16 protein-coding genes are annotated in these 15,738 nt (G+C 55.6%); 12 read left to right on the top strand and 4 right to left on the bottom strand.

Features of this window, described 5'->3' with window-relative positions; genetic code table 11:
• Window positions 1–17 precede the first annotated feature (17 nt).
• On the bottom strand, window positions 18–740 hold the full coding sequence (locus tag NUW46_RS10885) for a phosphoadenylyl-sulfate reductase (RefSeq protein WP_418140082.1): 723 nt from the start codon (window positions 738–740) through the stop codon (window positions 18–20).
• Window positions 741–972: 232 nt separating this feature from the next.
• Between NUW46_RS10885 and thrH the strand changes: the two genes are divergently transcribed.
• Window positions 973–1,587 carry a bifunctional phosphoserine phosphatase/homoserine phosphotransferase ThrH gene (thrH, locus tag NUW46_RS10880; protein WP_069183523.1) on the top strand — a complete coding sequence of 205 codons (615 nt, stop codon included), beginning with the start codon at window positions 973–975 and terminating at the stop codon, window positions 1,585–1,587.
• A 65-nt stretch (window positions 1,588–1,652) separates the two neighbouring features.
• Here the strand turns inward: thrH and pabB are convergent, their stop codons facing one another.
• Window positions 1,653–2,993 (bottom strand): aminodeoxychorismate synthase component I, encoded by a 1,341-nt coding sequence (gene pabB / locus NUW46_RS10875; RefSeq protein ID WP_222466093.1) that lies wholly within the window; start codon window positions 2,991–2,993, stop codon window positions 1,653–1,655.
• Between the two features lie 239 nt (window positions 2,994–3,232).
• On the opposite strand from pabB, the gene NUW46_RS10870 reads away from it, so the two are divergent.
• Entirely contained in the window at window positions 3,233–3,787 is a 555-nt protein-coding gene (locus NUW46_RS10870; protein WP_305966938.1) for a hypothetical protein, read from the top strand.
• 160 nt (window positions 3,788–3,947) lie between these two features.
• On the top strand, window positions 3,948–4,781 hold the full coding sequence (locus NUW46_RS10865; RefSeq protein WP_222464580.1) for a DUF6160 family protein: 834 nt from the start codon (window positions 3,948–3,950) through the stop codon (window positions 4,779–4,781).
• Window positions 4,782–4,918: 137 nt separating this feature from the next.
• On the opposite strand, the gene NUW46_RS10860 is transcribed toward NUW46_RS10865, so the two are convergent.
• Window positions 4,919–5,536, bottom strand: a complete 618-nt coding sequence (locus NUW46_RS10860; protein ID WP_069183526.1) for a hypothetical protein — start codon at window positions 5,534–5,536, stop codon at window positions 4,919–4,921.
• Between the two features lie 125 nt (window positions 5,537–5,661).
• Entirely contained in the window at window positions 5,662–5,961 is a 300-nt protein-coding gene (locus NUW46_RS10855; RefSeq protein WP_418142072.1) for a hypothetical protein, read from the bottom strand.
• On the opposite strand from NUW46_RS10855, the gene NUW46_RS10850 reads away from it, so the two are divergent.
• From NUW46_RS10850 to aroC, 9 genes are all read left to right on the top strand, one after another.
• A complete protein-coding gene (locus NUW46_RS10850; protein ID WP_228744451.1) occupies window positions 5,866–6,759 on the top strand; it encodes a DUF58 domain-containing protein in 894 nt (297 codons plus the stop codon). The two genes, NUW46_RS10855 and NUW46_RS10850, sit on opposite strands and share 96 nt — an antisense overlap.
• A gap of 5 nt (window positions 6,760–6,764) precedes the next feature.
• Window positions 6,765–8,846 (top strand): transglutaminase TgpA family protein, encoded by a 2,082-nt coding sequence (locus NUW46_RS10845; RefSeq protein ID WP_418142024.1) that lies wholly within the window; start codon window positions 6,765–6,767, stop codon window positions 8,844–8,846.
• The gene (locus NUW46_RS10840) at window positions 8,839–9,870 is read left to right on the top strand and encodes a DNA polymerase III subunit delta' (protein WP_418140081.1); all 1,032 of its coding nucleotides are present in this window, start codon (window positions 8,839–8,841) and stop codon (window positions 9,868–9,870) included. The genes NUW46_RS10845 and NUW46_RS10840 overlap by 8 nt, the downstream gene beginning before the upstream one ends.
• A gap of 116 nt (window positions 9,871–9,986) precedes the next feature.
• Window positions 9,987–10,337, top strand: a complete 351-nt coding sequence (locus NUW46_RS10835; RefSeq protein WP_008171779.1) for a PilZ domain-containing protein — start codon at window positions 9,987–9,989, stop codon at window positions 10,335–10,337.
• Between the two features lie 13 nt (window positions 10,338–10,350).
• Window positions 10,351–11,301 (top strand): alpha/beta fold hydrolase, encoded by a 951-nt coding sequence (locus NUW46_RS10830; protein ID WP_418140080.1) that lies wholly within the window; start codon window positions 10,351–10,353, stop codon window positions 11,299–11,301.
• A 91-nt stretch (window positions 11,302–11,392) separates the two neighbouring features.
• On the top strand, window positions 11,393–12,208 hold the full coding sequence (locus NUW46_RS10825) for a DUF4892 domain-containing protein (protein ID WP_418140079.1): 816 nt from the start codon (window positions 11,393–11,395) through the stop codon (window positions 12,206–12,208).
• Between the two features lie 5 nt (window positions 12,209–12,213).
• On the top strand, window positions 12,214–13,428 hold the full coding sequence (locus tag NUW46_RS10820) for a patatin-like phospholipase family protein (RefSeq protein WP_349343107.1): 1,215 nt from the start codon (window positions 12,214–12,216) through the stop codon (window positions 13,426–13,428).
• A gap of 95 nt (window positions 13,429–13,523) precedes the next feature.
• Window positions 13,524–14,426, top strand: a complete 903-nt coding sequence (prmB, locus tag NUW46_RS10815) for a 50S ribosomal protein L3 N(5)-glutamine methyltransferase (protein WP_418140078.1) — start codon at window positions 13,524–13,526, stop codon at window positions 14,424–14,426.
• Between the two features lie 37 nt (window positions 14,427–14,463).
• Window positions 14,464–15,558 (top strand): chorismate synthase, encoded by a 1,095-nt coding sequence (gene aroC / locus NUW46_RS10810; RefSeq protein WP_418140077.1) that lies wholly within the window; start codon window positions 14,464–14,466, stop codon window positions 15,556–15,558.
• Window positions 15,559–15,738 lie beyond the last annotated feature (180 nt).

Here is a 15,738-nt window from a genome sequence, read left to right as displayed (position 1 = left end):
GGGAGGCTGCGCCCGGGTTATTCCCGGGCAATCAGGTTGCCGGCGTGCAGGCCGCATTCTTTCTGGGTGGCTTCTTCCCACCACCAACGACCCTCTCGCTCGTGTTGTCCCGGCAGGACAGGGCGGGTACAGGGTTGGCAGCCGATGCTTACAAAGCCCTTCTCATGTAACTCGTTATAGGGCGCCTCGGACATCCGGATGTAATCCCACACTTCTTTCGATGTCCAGTTCGCCAGCGGATTGAATTTAACCAGCGTTTTGTCATCGGTAGAGAAGGCGGTGTCCTCCTGAATGACCGGCACGTCATTGCGGGTGCCCGGGCTCTGGTCCTTCCGCTGCCCGGTAATCCAGGCATCGACCGTAGCCAGCTTTCGGCGCAGGGGATTGACCTTGCGAATGCCGCAGCACTCACTGTGTCCGTCCTCGTAGAAGCTGAACAGACCTTTCTTGTTCACCAGATCCTGAACTTCCTGAGCGTCTGGAAACAGAACCTCGATCTCGATGCCGTAATGCTTGCGAACACGCTCAACAAACTCGTAGGTTTCCGGGTGCAGACGGGCTGTATCCAGGGTAAACACCTTCAGGTTATCGGTGAGCTTGTGCGCCATTTCGATCAGCACGACATCTTCGGCACCACTGAAGGAAATGGCGATGTTGTCGTACTTCTTTAGAGCAGTTTTGAGAATCGAACGGGGGCTCTGGCCTTCGAGCTCTTCCCGCAGGGTTTGAATATCGGTCATGGCCCGGCATTGCCTTATTTTGGTGTGCAAGGAAATCTAAGTTGATAAAAAGGCTACCATTAAACGCCTAATATCCTGAAGGAATGACAATCTATATGGTTATTCCGCGCATAAAAGCCTGGCTTTACACTTCTACGATGCAATCCCGCCCGGTTTTTCTTATCATACGCTCCGAATAGCGGCAGACGCACTTACCGTGGTCGCCCTTAACCAATTGAAGCAGGAGATCGTTGTGGAACTGGCATGCCTTGACCTTGAAGGAGTATTGATCCCGGAAATCTGGATCGCGTTCGCCGAAAAGACCGGCATTGAAGAGCTCAAGGCCACCACCCGCGATATTCCGGATTACGACGTGCTGATGAAGCAGCGCCTGAAGCTGCTGGATCAGCACGGGTATGGACTGCCGCAGATTCAGGAAGTAATCGGTGAGCTGGATCCGCTGCCCGGCGCCCGGGAGTTTCTGGATTGGTTGCGCGAACGTTTTCAGGTGGTAATTCTTTCTGACACTTTCTACGAATTTGCCATGCCCCTGATGAAGAAGCTGGGTTACCCGGCGCTGCTGTGCCACAAACTGGAAGTGGCAGATGACGGCCAGATCACCAACTATTTGCTGCGTCAGCGCGATCCCAAGCGCCAGTCAGTGAGAGCGTTCCAGTTGCTGAATTACCGTGTGATTGCTGCAGGGGATTCCTACAATGACACCACCATGCTGGGGCAGGCGGAAGCCGGTATTTTGTTCCATGCGCCGCAGAACGTGATCGACGAGTTTCCGCAGTTCCCAGCGGTTCATAACTTCGACGATCTCCGGCAGGAGTTTCTAAAGGCCAGCGCGATCCATAGCGCCTGATCGGAACTCTGAACACGGGGTCAGAAGAGAGCCTTCTTCTGGCCTCATGTACACCTGAATCTATTTCACTCGATCACCAACTCTTCCAAGAAACGCATCAGAGGCCCGACCTTCGCGAGCGTCTCCTGATACTCGGCCTCGGGATCCGAATCCGCAACAATCCCGCCGCCGCCCCAGCAGCGAATGATTCCCTCGCCATCGCACAGCATGGTGCGAATCGCAATATTGCTGTCCAGCGTGCCGTCCAGTCCGCGATAGAAAATCGAGCCACAGTAGGGGCCGCGCCAATGGGGTTCGAGCTCCCTTATGATTTCCATGGCCCTGATCTTGGGCGCACCCGTAATTGAACCGCCCGGGAAGGCATCAAAAAGAGCCTTCAAGGGTGTTACACCCTCGGCCAGCTCGGCGCGGATGTGGCTGACCAGGTGATGAACGTTTTTATAGGATTCCAGTGCAAACAGTTTGTCGACTGTCACGCTGCCTGTACTGGCGTTCAAGCTCAGATCGTTACGGAGCAGGTCGACGATCATCAGGTTTTCGGCCCGATCTTTTTCGGACACTTCCAGTTCGGAGGCATAAGCGGAATCCGTCTCCGGAGTGGCCCCTCTTGGCCGGGTGCCCTTTATCGGACTGGTGGTCACGGTGCGGTCGTGTATCTCGAGAAATCGCTCCGGGGAAACCGACAGGATGGATGCCTCGCCGGTTCGGATGAAGCCGCTATAGGGAGTGGGGTTTGCATCGGCAAGAGCCTGGAATGCTTGCCAGGGGTCTCCTGTGAAATGGCCAGAAAATTCTTGCGAGAGGTTTGCCTGATAGCAATCACCGGCTTCAATGTAGTGGCGAACCCTTTCTACGCTCGCCCTGAAGGCATCCGGTGTTTGCCTCGGCTGGAAGCGGGAAACCATAGCCCACCCGGCGGTGTCCTTTGGGTGGTCCGAGCACAGCCACTTTTCCAGTAAATCACGTGTTTCGTCAGGGCATTCCGGATGAATCCAGAGCCAATATCGATCTGTTTTCCGATTGTGGCTCGCGGTCCAAAGGTAGAATCCTGCCGAAAGGAGGGGTACATCCAGTGACGGGCAGAGTTCCCGGAGACGTGATTCTCTGACATACCCAAGCTCATACCCAAGAAATCCAATCCATCCGCCGGAAAGGCATTCAGGATTCGCGTGTTTTGCGATCTGGAACTTTCGAACGAGGCTTTCCATTTTCTCTGCAAGCTGGTCGGAGCAGAAATCCGTTTGAGCAGGACTGTGGAGAACTTGGGTGGCAAGTGCGCATGCGGAAAAGCCGCTGAAGACGCCCCGGGCCGGGCCGTTACCGACACTCCCGATATAAGCGAAATCCTCTTCCCGGCAGGCATGGCTGAGCAGGCGATGGTAGGCCTCCTTTTTGAGTTCACGCATGGTTGCCGGGTTCAAGGTTCCTCCGGATTCTTCGAGAAATGATAAACAGTACACATTACGGGCGTTGTCGCGTTTGCCGAGCCACTGATCTAATGATGGGCTGTTCCAGTTGGACATCAATTTGGGGCACTGGCCGACATTCTAACTGAGTTTGGCGGCCATTCTTAATATAAAAACAATTCAGGGTACGTCAGTTACGTGAACAAACGACGTGTCCGAGCAAAGGACGGAGATTGCCGATGAAAAATGCTAAGCACCTCGTAAAGGAGTTTCTGGCAGTGTTTATGATTTTTGCCATTATCCCTTCTCTCGTAGCTGCCCAAGATGCTGATCAGTCCGACAAGGAAGTAAAGCAGATGATTCAGAAGCAGTTTGAACGAATGTACGAGAAGGGAATTGAGAACCTTTCAGAACGCATCGTTCTCACAGGAGGAGTAAAGCCCTTTGCAGTGGTTTCTGATACAGGAGATAACGTAAAAGCCATTCGTATCAGGCAGGCAGAAGAGATGCCCCCGGAAATGGCGCTTGCTGTTCTGCGGCGTTCTCTCATCGCACTTGTCAAAAAAGGAAAGATTGGAGCCACCGCTATTTTTTACACTGCCGACAATCCAAACAAAGAATCAAATGCTGAAAAGGTCCTCGTAGTTGAGATGGAGCATATTTTTGGGCCAACTCTGGCGCAGCTCGTTCCATTTACGATCAAAGACGGCAAGGCAACCTATGGAGAGCAAGTTGTTGTCGACATGGAAAAACAGATATTCAATATCAAGGTTGATGAAGAAGCCGCGGAGTGATCTCTTTTGTGTCGAACAATCTAATTATTGGTTAGTGTGAAGGTGTTCACGGAACATTCTGTAACCTCTGACGTACTCTGTATCCGTGCAGATACAAAAGTAAACCAAACAGTCTGCATGTATGGAAATAACAACAATTTGTTCCGTAAAGGAGAACGTTATGAAAGGCCTGAAGAAACTCGCACTGGCAACAGCCGTTGCTGCAGCTCCGTTTGCAGCTCACGCTGACCTCAAGGCACTGGATGACAGTGCAATGGGTGACGTGACCGGTCAGGCTGGTGTGTCTATTGAACTGGAAACCGAAGTCAGCATCGGCGAGTTCCGTTATACCGACGAAGGTTACCTGTCGGTCAACGATATCTACATCGGTGGCGGAACAGTTGAGCGCGATGGTAGCGGCAACGTGACTGGTGTGTCTGGTCTGCTGGATGACCTGCTGATCGACATCGATGTAGAGGCTGATGGTGACGCCTATATTGATGTTCACAGCATTTCAGGTGCTCCGATTGACTTCGCTGTTGGTGTTGGTTCCGCGTCACTGAACGCTACCGACGGAAGTGGCGACTCCACACTCCTTGCCAGCAACATTGGTATCGAAGGTGGTCTGGCGCAGCTTAACATCCGTGTTGATACCGCCACTGACGACCTGATCATGAACGTTGGTTTCAACGTGACTGACATGGATATGAATGTTGACTTTCTGGGCGTGAATATCCGTGATATGCGTGTTATGGGTGCCAACTTCCTTGAAAGCGGCGGCGCTGTAGATCCGGCGGATCCAACCACTCTGTCTAACGCGTATGCGTTTGCCACCATTACTGTTGGTAAGGGTGTTTCTGCCGCGACTGGCAATGATGCTCTGGAAATTGCAATCCCGAATTTCCAGGCCGACATCCTCGTCGGTGCTGTCGAAATTGGTGGCGCCTCCATCGGTTCTTTCCAGATGGACAACCTGGCGGTAACCAATACCAACATGAAGGTTTATGGTCACTAATCTGACCTAAAGCTAAAGTTGGTGAAACGCCCCGCTTCGCGGGGCGTTTTTATTGGCCAAAAGAAAATCCGAGAGCCAACAAAAAAACGGCAGCCATTCCGGGCTGCCGTTTTCAAATCGAATCAACTTACTCTGCGTTACTGATCCGGCACCGCAATAGAAAGATCGAACCCGCCACCCGGACGCGGCGTCAGTGTGATGGGTCCTTCATTGATAGCCTGCGGAATCTGTATTTGGTCAATCCCTGGCGGGTTACCAATACTGAAGTTCAGATTCTGGCCATCAAAGCCAATTCCCAGTTGATCGTTCAAAAACGTCTGTGTAAAAGGCTCTTCCGGAATCTGTGCCTGCTGCCCAAAAATGATTGGTGGAATCGTTGGCGTAAACTCGGCCGGCGGCTGTGCCCGGGCGATTTCTTCCTGGGGCAGGAGCAGGGCGCGCCGGAGAAATTCCTCTTCTGCGCTTTCCAGGGCATCGGTTTTGCCCTCGTCAATATACCGCTGTAGTGCGTCCCGGTAGGCTTCCTCTTCCGCTTCGGACAGGACTGGTTCGCCAGGGGAGATCGTGAGCGAGCGCAGAATACGTTGCCGATCCGCGTCAGATTTCTTCCGCTCCTTGGGCACAACGATAACGGCGGAATCCTTAACATAGGTTTCCACCATCTCGTCCGAGGTCATGGTCTGAACGCCACCAAAGGCAGGTAAAGCAACAACCAGACCGCTGATGGCGGTGGTGAGCAGGTGTCGGCGTTTCATATTCTGGCCCCTTTTGTATAAAAAATACGCTCCCTTAAGCGAGTATTCGGTTTGTAGGACAGGAATTCAAGCTGGAAGGTCCGGGATTGTGATCAAAATCGTCGATTTTTCGGTACTGTTACTAATCACAGCAAAAACATGCTCGAATACCATGAACTTTTTCGGCATCCCAGGGCCTCAGTGACACCATGAAAAAGCCGTTCACAAACCGATTTCGTCGCTGGATCAACCGCCGCATTCCGCGGTCCGATCTTCAGACCTTCAGTCAGAAAAACATTTTTATCCTGCCTACCGGCGCCGGCCTGGTATTTGGCCTTTTGCTGGTCATCATGTTGCTGACCGGAATAAATTACCAAAACAGCCTTATCTACTTGAGCACTTTTATATTGGGCGCTGTTTTTGTCGGGGCCATGCATCAGACCCATCGAAATCTGTCCGGCCTCGAGCTCACCCTGATTCAGCCAGGAGAGGGCTTTGCTGGCGATGATATTCCTTTCCGGCTACGCCTGAAGGCAGGGCGGGATGATGCCATCGCAATCCTTCTCTCGTGCGAAGAATCGGGACTTGCACCAGTGCACGTCCATTCAGGCGAGGCGCAAGATGTCACTCTGCCGGTTCATTCCGCTCATCGGGGCTATTTGCGTCCTGATCGGGTTCGAATTGAGACCCGGTTTCCGTTCGGCCTGCTGAAGGCCTGGTCCTGGCTTCGGCCAGTGTCCGCCGGTGTCGTATTTCCAAGGCCGATTGCGGCGCCAGAGGCATTCAGCACGGTCGCGGATGGTGATGAGTCTGCCGAGGCAAGATCTGTCGAAGGCAACGATCACGCCGATATACGGCCGTGGCGGGAGGGCGACCTCAGCCAGCGGGTGCTCTGGAAACGATTCGCACGAACCGGGCAAATGGTGGTCGCCGACTGGGAGGGCGAACAGGGCAGTCCCTACTGGCTGGATTTTAACGCCTACCCCGGAGCAGACCATGAGTTGCGGCTGAGTTACCTGGCATTCCTGGTGAAAGAGCGGGGGCGTACTGGCGTGCGGTTCGGGCTGAACCTTCCGGGACAGGTCATCGAGCCGGACTCCGGCCCGGCCCATGTGGCCCGGTGTCTCCGGGTATTGGCGACCTGGGGCGAAGAGCGGCCAAGGGATGCGGTGGCCGAGCCCCACGGAACGCGGAGGAAGCCCAAGGATGGTGCGCAAAGGTGGGCTGCGGAGGGTCAGGCTTGAGTATTCTGGACCGCCTGCGAGACAAAGAATCAGACGATGCTAGCGGGAACAATTTGCCCTCGAGGGCTTTGCTCTGGCTGATTGCCGGTTTTGGTTTGCTTCTGTTGCCCCAATGGGACCGTTTGCCCGTGTGGCTGATTGCCGCCTGTGCCGTACTGGCGGCATGGCGGTGGCTTGCACAGTATGGGCGTGTGCGGCTTCCCGGTCGTTTGTTGCGCACAGGCATTATGCTTGTGCTGATTGGTGTCTATGTCGCAACGGTGCAAGGACGGTTTACGGTGGATACCGCCGCTTCGTTTTTTGTGCTGGCAGTGGGCCTCAAATGGCTGGAAACCCGTTCGGTAAGGGACTTTTATGTCCTGTTCTTTATTCTCACCTATCTCGCTTCCGTGAATTTCCTGTTCCACCAGGAGATTCTCTGGACATTGGTCAACTTCACGGGGATAGCGCTGCTGCTTGTCGGGTTGCAGGTGCTGAACGCACCGGAACTCCCCAAGGGAATGACGTCTGGTTGGCGCAGATTGGGCGGTATGTTTCTGAAGACATTGCCGATTGTCATTCTATTGTTTGTCTTTTTTCCCCGAATGTCCCCGCTGTGGAGCGTTCCGCTGGTTTCGGGTGAGGCCCGCACCGGTATCAGCGACACCATGAGACCCGGCGATATTTCCAACCTGGCCCAGAGCAGTGAACGGGCTTTCCGGGTAACGTTTGGGGGCGAAATGCCCGCCTATCGCGACCGATACTGGCGCGGCCTCATTCTCGACTATCTGGATGGAGAGACCTGGCGCCAGGGGCAGCGAGAGGGTTTTCGTCCTCTCGGCCGCGTCGCGGTTGATGGCGGCATAGGAGACCTGGAATCTAATCAGTACGACGTCCTTCTGGAGCCAACCGATCAACGTTGGGCCTTTGCACTTGAAAACTCACGTGCGGTCTCGGATAACGTCGTCGAGGGTATGGCTGACCTTTTCCGGTTTCGGCGGCCAGCTGATAGCCCGGTTCGCTACCGGTTGGCGTTGGAGGAAGAGGGTTCATCCCCTGAGCAGCAAAGCCCTGCCCAATTGCGGCAGTACCTCCAGTTGCCGGCGGAAGGTAACCCCAGGGCCCGGGAATTGGCCGGTGAGCTTCGCCGTACGATGGGTGATGAACAGATTGTCAGGACTCTGCTGCAACGATTCCGTGAACAGGAATATTTCTACACGCTTAGACCACCTGCCATGCCAGATGACGGCATTGATTCCCTGTTGTTCGACGAAAAACGGGGCTTTTGCGCCCACTACGCAGGCGCCACCACGTTCGTACTTCGGGCTGCGGGGATTCCCTCGCGAGTTGTGGTCGGTTACCAGGGTGGAGAAAGCGGGGCCGGCGGCGATTACCTGATCGTGCGCCAGTACGACGCCCACGCCTGGGTTGAAGCCTATATTGATGGGCGAGGTTGGGTGAGGGTCGATCCTACAGCGGCCATTGCGCCGGACCGTATTGAATCTGGCCTTCGGGATGCCGTTGCCGAAGAGGGATCTTTCCTGGAAGACAATTGGGCCTCACCCCAGCGGTACGCCGATGTAGCCCTGGTGCAATGGGCAAGCCTGCAGCTGGATCGCATCAACTACCAGTGGCAGCGCTGGGTGGTCGGTTACCAGGGCCAGACTCAGATGGATTTTATGTCTCGGTTACCCGGCGGGTTCGGCATGCGGGAGCTGGGGTACATGACAGCAGGTATCGTTGGCGCCGGCTTGTTGATTGCCGGGTTGATTTCGGCGCTCCAGATGCGCCGGGGAGAACGGCGAGACGCGTTTCGGAGAGTGGTTGATACCTGGCATCGGCTGTGCGCCAGCGCCGGGGTGCCTGTTCGCCATGGTGAAACGCCATCGGTGCTGGCGTCACGACTGGCGAAAGCAGAACCGGCCGCGGCAGATTCGGCCAGGCTTTTTGCCCGTATGGTCAACAGCCATTACTATGGCGCTGGTAAAGACGAAAACGGCGGTGAACAGGTAAAGCGAATGCGCCGTCTGCTCGCCACTATGAAGCGTCAACTGCGGAAGCGCCCGCTGCGCAGATCCAGGACTCGGACAGGAAAATCCAGTGACTGACATTGCCCAAGATATGCCGTGGCTTACCCGCGCCTGGCAAACCGTGCAAAGCCGTGTAGCGGAAGATCGACTCCCGCACGCCCTGATCCTCGTGGGAGAGCGGGGAATCGGTAAGCGGGCCTGGGCCGAGGCTGTTGGCGGACTGTTGTTGTGTGAAAAGCCTGTGAATAGTGATGCGGGTAAGCCGGTTGCCTGTGGGCACTGTAAGCAGTGTGAACTCCTGGCGGCTGCCAGCCACCCTGATATCCGGGTTTATGCGCCGGAAAAATCCCGAATGGTGAAGGTTGATCAGGTGAGGGCGCTTTCGTCTTTTGCAGTGGCCTCTCCGCAGGTGGCCCATCACAAGGTGGCGATCATCGATCGGGCGGACCAATTGAATATCAACGCGGCGAATGCGTTGCTCAAGACCCTTGAAGAACCGCTGCCCGATGTCACTCTGATCCTGTTGCAGGAGAGCGGGCGTCCTGTCCTGCCTACCATACGTTCCCGTTGCCAGACGTTGACTGTTCCTGTGCCGGGCAACAGGGAAGCTAATCAATGGCTCGCCAGCCGCGTGCGGGATCTGCCAGAAGACGACCAGCCCTCTGCGGAGGTGCTGGCAAAAGCCCTGATGCTCGCCGGGAATGCGCCGAGGCTGGCCCTCGACTATGCTACCGGTGATTTTATTGGCCTTCGCGATACGGCTCTGGAGCGCTTCAAGGAGTTCATGAAATCCAGAATTCCGGTGGGCGAGGCCGCCAAGGCGTTCAAGTCGATGGGGCTGGAGGATACCCTGTGGTTGTTTGAGACCTGGGCCGCCGACCTGGCCCGCCTGATAGCCGGCGGAAGTGCCCAGGATAGTGAAGCCGCTGATATGCTCGGTTTCCTTGCCAGAACCACACCTGCCTGGCGGGCCCATGAATTGCTCGATATGGTAAAGGATTCAAGGGCAGCGGGTGTGTACAACGCCAGCCCGGAGCTGGAAGCAAGTCGGCTTCTGATTGCCTGGCAAAAGCTGATGCCAGCCAAACGCCCTGCGGCATAGGTGATCATTGCCTGCAAGATTGCGCCTTTGGGGGCAACAGCTGCTATGATTCCGGAATGAAAGGGATTTTCAGATCCCGAAAACGTTCAATACGATCTTAGAGAAAGGTGTCAGTTATGGGGCCAGGATTTGGCGCGCGCAGTGGCATACTTACCCTGACAATCAAGGACAAGGCAGTGCTCTATGCCGCATACATGCCTTATATCCGCCAGGGTGGTCTGTTTATCCCGACCCAGAAGCAGTATCAACTGGGCGACGAGGTGTTTCTGCTTCTTAACCTGATGGACGAGCCTGAAAAGATCCCCGTTGCCGGCAAGGTCATATGGATAACGCCCAAGGGGGCCCAGGGTAACCGCGCGGCGGGCATCGGTGTCCAGTTCAATGGCGACGATGAAACGGCCCGGACCAAGATTGAATCCTATCTGGCAGGCTCGCTGAGTTCCGATCGCCCAACCCACACAATGTGAAGGCGGGAGTCGGATGAACGATATGGTGATTCCCACGGAGGCTTCCGGCAGCCAGCCAGAGCCTAGCGACACTCAGGGAACTACTCCGGCATTCCGTGAGTCTGCCTGGAAACTCCGGCACATCACCCTGGCCGGTCTCAGTTGGCCCTCCGAGCCAGAGAGTCATGACAATACTCCTATCCTCATGCTGCATGGCTGGCTTGACAACAGTCTTACCTTTGTAAAGCTGGCACCGGAACTGACATCCCTTGGGCCGGTTTACGCCCTGGATTTCGCCGGGCATGGCCATTCCGGACACCGCCCGGAAGGCCAGAGTTATCTCTTGATGGATTATGTTGCCGATCTGGCTGAACTGGTTGAGCGCTATTTCCAGGAAACTCCGGATGGCAGGATCAACATAGTTGGTCACTCGCTTGGCGGAATTGTTGGCGCCCTGTATGCGGCAGCATTCCCGGAACGGGTTCAGAATCTTGTGATGATCGATAGCCTGGGTGCCCTCAGTCGGCCGGTCAAAGAGACCATTCCCCAGCTACGAAGGGCCATCAAAAAACGCATTGCAGGCTCAGGTAAGCAGGTTGTATACCCGGATATCGCCACCGCAGCCAAAGCCCGCGAGGGCGGATTGAGTCCGCTCAGCCCCGAAGCTGCGCTGACCCTGATACCACGTAATATGAAACCTGAGGGAGATGGTTACGTCTGGCAGACCGATCCCCGGCTGCGACACCCCTCGCCGCTGATGATGACCGAAGATCAGGTGTTGGCCTCGCTGGCAGCGATAGACACCCGGGTGCTTTTTGTCAGAGCCGATCAGGGTCTTTTATCGTACAGAAAGGACCTGGACAAACGTGCGGAAGCCATTGCGCACCTCCAGATTGCGAAAGTACCCGGGGGTCACCACTGCCATCTTGATGGCGAGACCGGTCCGGTTGTAACAGCCATCAGACAATTCCTGGAAAATGAGTAATCGCTTGCTGAAATTACTGTTCAAACGTTTTCTTGTTCTAACTCTCGGTTTCTTGGCGTTTTCGAATGTCTCACAGGCTGCGCCAGAAGATATGCCCGAGGCGTATCCGCAATCGACGCTTGAGGGCACCGTCCGGATTCAATCCTCGGGGCATCTGGTCTTGTTCAGCCCTGTAAGAGAGATCAATAACGAAATCCGCTCCGAATCCCTGGCTCGGCTACCTGTCACTGGCGAAGGGCGCCTGTATCGGATTGCCCGGGACTCCAGTCGGGAAGAGGCGCGGGACCATTATCTGGGCCTGTTGCGGCAGAGGAATGCCCAGATGCTTTTCGAGTGTTCCAGCATCCGGTGTGGACGAAGCAACGTCTGGGCAAACCAGATCTTCAACCAGGCCGTTCTCTATGGGCGTGATGCAACGCAGGATTATCTGGTTGCCGGCACCGTTGCGGAGGATGGCTCTCGCTGGCTGACCCTGGTTTATACGGTTACCCGGGGCAACTTGCGGGAGTATGTCTGGGTGGAACACCTGAAGGTGGAATCCGGAGCTACGATTCCGGGATTTGGCATTGGGACCAGTCGAGTTGAGGGGCCGATCATTGTGCCCTGGCAAGGTGGTATGACCTATCGGTTTGACTGGCAGGCAACGGACCGCAGACGGGTGACCGACCTGGCCCGTGAAGAGGGTACAGTGGTTGTCCTGGTGGGCTATTCTGTACTGGAGACCGATGAATCGTTCGCTGAGTCGATGGAGCGTGCCCGTCTGGCCACTGAGTCGCTTGCGGAGGTGCTGTCGAAGACAGGTGTCTCACGTAACCAGCAGGAGATCATCGTGGTTGGCCCGGCAGGCGTTTTCAGTGATCCAGACAGGCAGGGCGATCGGGTGGAAGTGATAGTGATTACGAGGTAATGGTCATGGGCCCATCAAAGGACGACGATAAAGAGCAGAAGGACAAGCCCCCAGAGCATGATCCTCAGGATAATGTTTCCAAGGTTCTCAAAAGTTCGGATGTTTCTTCCACACATGCACCGGCCAATCCTGAAAAAGGGGATGACCGAAACAAGCCTCGCAAGACCGTCGCCCTGACGCTGGGAAGTGGTGGCGCACGTGGGTATGCCCATATCGGTGCCATAGAAATTCTGGTAGAGCGTGGCTACGACATTGTTGCCATCTCTGGCTGCTCCATGGGCGCATTGATAGGCGGCATGTTCGGGGCCGGCAAGATGCAGGATTACAAGGACTGGGTCACGGGATTGGGCCAGTTTGATGTCCTGAAACTGCTGGACGTTACTTTCAATTCTGTTGGCGCTATTCGCGGAGAGAAGATATTTTCGGTGGTCAGGGAAATGCTGGGCGACACGCGGATCGAGAACCTGCCTATCGCTTTTACTGCTGTTGCCACCGATCTGCTTGCCCACAAGGAAATCTGGTTCCAGGAAGGCCCGTTGGATCAGGCCATTCGCGCCTCAGTGGCTATTCCAAGCGTTGTCACGCCGCTGGTTCTCAATGGTCGGGTTCTTGTTGACGGGGCCTTGCTCAATCCGCTGCCGATCATCCCAACCATATCGTCCCACGCCGATATGATCGTGGCGGTTAACCTCAGCGGTGAGGATGACCGTAGACGGCGAATTCCGGACGCCGCATTCGCGCCCGCGGGGGATGATCACACGGACATGGACGAGTGGGTGGATACGATCCGCGAGAAAGCATCGCGTTGGTTCGACTGGGACACCCTGAAATCCCTGACGGCCCGAAAGCCGGACAACGGCGACAGCCCGGAAGAAAAAATCAGCCGAGCGGTGCATAAGAAAGAACATCAGAAGCAGCACGACAAGAAACCAACTGACAAGAAGAGTCAGGAAGAGCACGAAACCATCGATTGGGACAAGCTTGGCATCGGGAAATTTGATGTGATGAACCTCACCATCGAGACGATGCAGAGTGCGTTGGTGCAGTACAAAATTGCCGGATACCCACCCGATTTGCTGGTTAATATCCCCAAGAATGCCTGTCGGAGCTACGATTACCACAAAGCGCCGGAGTTGATTCAACTGGGCAGGGAGCGAATGGCAGCTGCCCTGGATCGGTACGAGGAAAGCCGTAACAGCTCTGGCCCTTTGGCGATCTGACGCAATTGGCGACGGCCGTTGCGCGTGGGCTGCAGTTGGGCGGATAAACAGCGTATAATCCTGCGCTGACACGCTCTCGCACAGGATTTATGTTTGTGACCAGCCCCATTGACGACCTTCACAGCGTTCGGGATTACCTTCGCTACGCCTCCTCAAAGTTTGCCGCTTCGCCTCTGTTTTTCGGCCACGGAACGGACAACGTCTGGGATGAGGCGGTTCAGCTGGTCATGCGCAGCCTGTATCTTCCTCTGGAAAACAACACCGTGTTCCTGGATGCCCGCCTGACCCGCGAAGAGCGAGAGCTGATTCTGGAGAGGATTGACCGCCGGGTAAACGAACGAGTGCCATTGGCCTACCTGTTGGGAGAGGCCTGGTTCATGGGCATGCCGTTCCATGTGGACCAAAGGGTACTGGTGCCGCGCTCTCCGATTGGTGAACTGATTGAAAACGGATTTCAGCCCTGGCTGGCGGATAAGCCGGTTGAACGGATCCTCGATCTCTGTACGGGAAGCGGCTGTATTGGCATTGGTGCTGCGTCCGTTTTCATCGAAGCGGAAGTGGACCTCTCGGACATCTCCGCAGATGCGCTGGAGGTAGCAGAATCGAATATTGAACTGCACGGAGTCCGGGAACGGGTTCGTACCGTACAGTCGGATGTCTTTGAAAATATAAAGGGCCGTTACGATATCATCGTAAGCAATCCGCCTTATGTTGATGCGGAAGATTTGTCCGGCATGCCGGATGAATACCGCCATGAGCCGGAACTCGGCCTTGCCGCAGGCGAAGATGGGCTGGATATCGCCCACCGTATTATTGCCGGTGCGGCTGACCATCTTACCCCTGGTGGACTTCTGGTTGTTGAGGTTGGTAACAGCTGGGTGGCAATGGATGAGGCCTATCCTGATCTTCCGCTGACCTGGTTGGAGTTCGAGAATGGCGGTGATGGCGTCTTTCTGATTACCGAACCGGATCTGCGTGAGTGGCAGGCATCCAGTTAATCTGAATTCTCAATAAAGCTGAACAAGATACTGAATTATGTCTGGAAATTCTTTCGGAAAACTGTTTACGGTCACCTCATTCGGCGAAAGCCACGGGCCTGCATTGGGGTGCATTATTGATGGCTGTCCTCCCGGGCTCGAGCTCTCTGAGGCAGATATGCAGCGGGATCTTGATCGCCGCAAGCCTGGCACCTCCAGGCATACCACCCAGCGTCGGGAAGCCGATGAGGTAAGAATCCTGTCCGGTGTTTTTGAGGGTAAGACCACAGGCACTCCGATCGGTCTGGTGATCGAGAATACCGACCAGCGTTCCAAGGATTATTCCAAGATCTCCGAACAGTTCCGACCGGCTCACGCCGACTATACCTACATGCACAAGTACGGAGTTCGGGATTACCGCGGTGGTGGTCGTTCTTCCGCCCGTGAGACTGCCATGCGTGTGGCTGCCGGCGCGGTTGCAAGGAAATTCCTGGAGCAACGCCTGGGAACCCGGATTCGCGGTTATCTGTCTCAACTGGGCCCAATCAAGGCCGAAAAGCTGGATTGGGAGCAGGTTCATCAGAACCCGTTTTTCTGCCCGGATGCGGACAAGGTTGCCGAGATGGAAGCCTACATGGATGCACTCCGTAAGGAGGGGGATTCCATCGGTGCCCGGATTAACGTGGTTGCCGAGGGCGTGCCGCCAGGGCTTGGCGAGCCGATCTTTGATCGTCTGGATGCGGATCTGGCCCATGCACTCATGAGTATCAATGCCGTGAAGGGCGTGGAGATTGGCGCTGGATTTGATTGTATTGAGCAAAAGGGCACCGAGCACCGGGATGAGATGACGCCCGAAGGCTTCCTCTCGAACAATGCGGGTGGTGTGCTGGGTGGCATTTCATCGGGCCAGCCCATTGTGGCCAGTATTGCGCTTAAGCCCACGTCGAGTCTGCGGTTGCCGGGGCGGGGTATTGATGTGAACGGCGATCCCTGTGAAGTGATCACCACCGGGCGGCATGATCCCTGTGTTGGGATCCGGGCAACGCCCATCGCCGAAGCGATGATGGCCATTGTGTTGATGGACCATTACCTGCGGCACCGTGGGCAGAACGCCGACGTGTCGGTTTCTACGCCGGTGATTGGGCAGCTCTAAGTTTGCTTTTTAAGGTTTGGTGAAACTGCTGTGGCGGGCTCTATTGCCCAAAAAACGCCCGTAAATACGTCCCTGTAGGGCTTGGTCGCGCCATCCCTGGCGCTCCACATTTTTGGGCAATAGAGCCCGCCACACCAGCCTGACTCTGGTGATGCTCTCATGTTCGGCTCTGAAGGTTCG

The sequence above is a fragment of the Marinobacter sp. MA genome, from assembly GCF_048298425.1.
Taxonomy (GTDB): domain Bacteria; phylum Pseudomonadota; class Gammaproteobacteria; order Pseudomonadales; family Oleiphilaceae; genus Marinobacter; species Marinobacter salsuginis.
The sequence above is the reverse complement of the archived record's forward strand: the minus strand, read 5'-3'. Positions and strand labels throughout refer to the sequence as shown.

Coding starts and splice junctions, on each gene's coding strand:
- NUW46_RS10820 (WP_349343107.1), top strand. CDS start 12,214: ATGGGCCCATCAAAGGACGACGATAAAGAGCAGAAGGACAAGCCCCCA.
- NUW46_RS10835 (WP_008171779.1), top strand. CDS start 9,987: ATGGGGCCAGGATTTGGCGCGCGCAGTGGCATACTTACCCTGACAATC.
- NUW46_RS10850 (WP_228744451.1), top strand. CDS start 5,866: ATGTTGCTGACCGGAATAAATTACCAAAACAGCCTTATCTACTTGAGC.
- NUW46_RS10865 (WP_222464580.1), top strand. CDS start 3,948: ATGAAAGGCCTGAAGAAACTCGCACTGGCAACAGCCGTTGCTGCAGCT.
- NUW46_RS10830 (WP_418140080.1), top strand. CDS start 10,351: ATGAACGATATGGTGATTCCCACGGAGGCTTCCGGCAGCCAGCCAGAG.
- NUW46_RS10855 (WP_418142072.1), bottom strand. CDS start 5,961: ATGGGTCTGATGCATGGCCCCGACAAAAACAGCGCCCAATATAAAAGT.
- aroC (WP_418140077.1), top strand. CDS start 14,464: ATGTCTGGAAATTCTTTCGGAAAACTGTTTACGGTCACCTCATTCGGC.
- NUW46_RS10860 (WP_069183526.1), bottom strand. CDS start 5,536: ATGAAACGCCGACACCTGCTCACCACCGCCATCAGCGGTCTGGTTGTT.
- NUW46_RS10885 (WP_418140082.1), bottom strand. CDS start 740: ATGACCGATATTCAAACCCTGCGGGAAGAGCTCGAAGGCCAGAGCCCC.
- NUW46_RS10870 (WP_305966938.1), top strand. CDS start 3,233: ATGAAAAATGCTAAGCACCTCGTAAAGGAGTTTCTGGCAGTGTTTATG.
- NUW46_RS10825 (WP_418140079.1), top strand. CDS start 11,393: ATGCCCGAGGCGTATCCGCAATCGACGCTTGAGGGCACCGTCCGGATT.
- pabB (WP_222466093.1), bottom strand. CDS start 2,993: ATGCGTGAACTCAAAAAGGAGGCCTACCATCGCCTGCTCAGCCATGCC.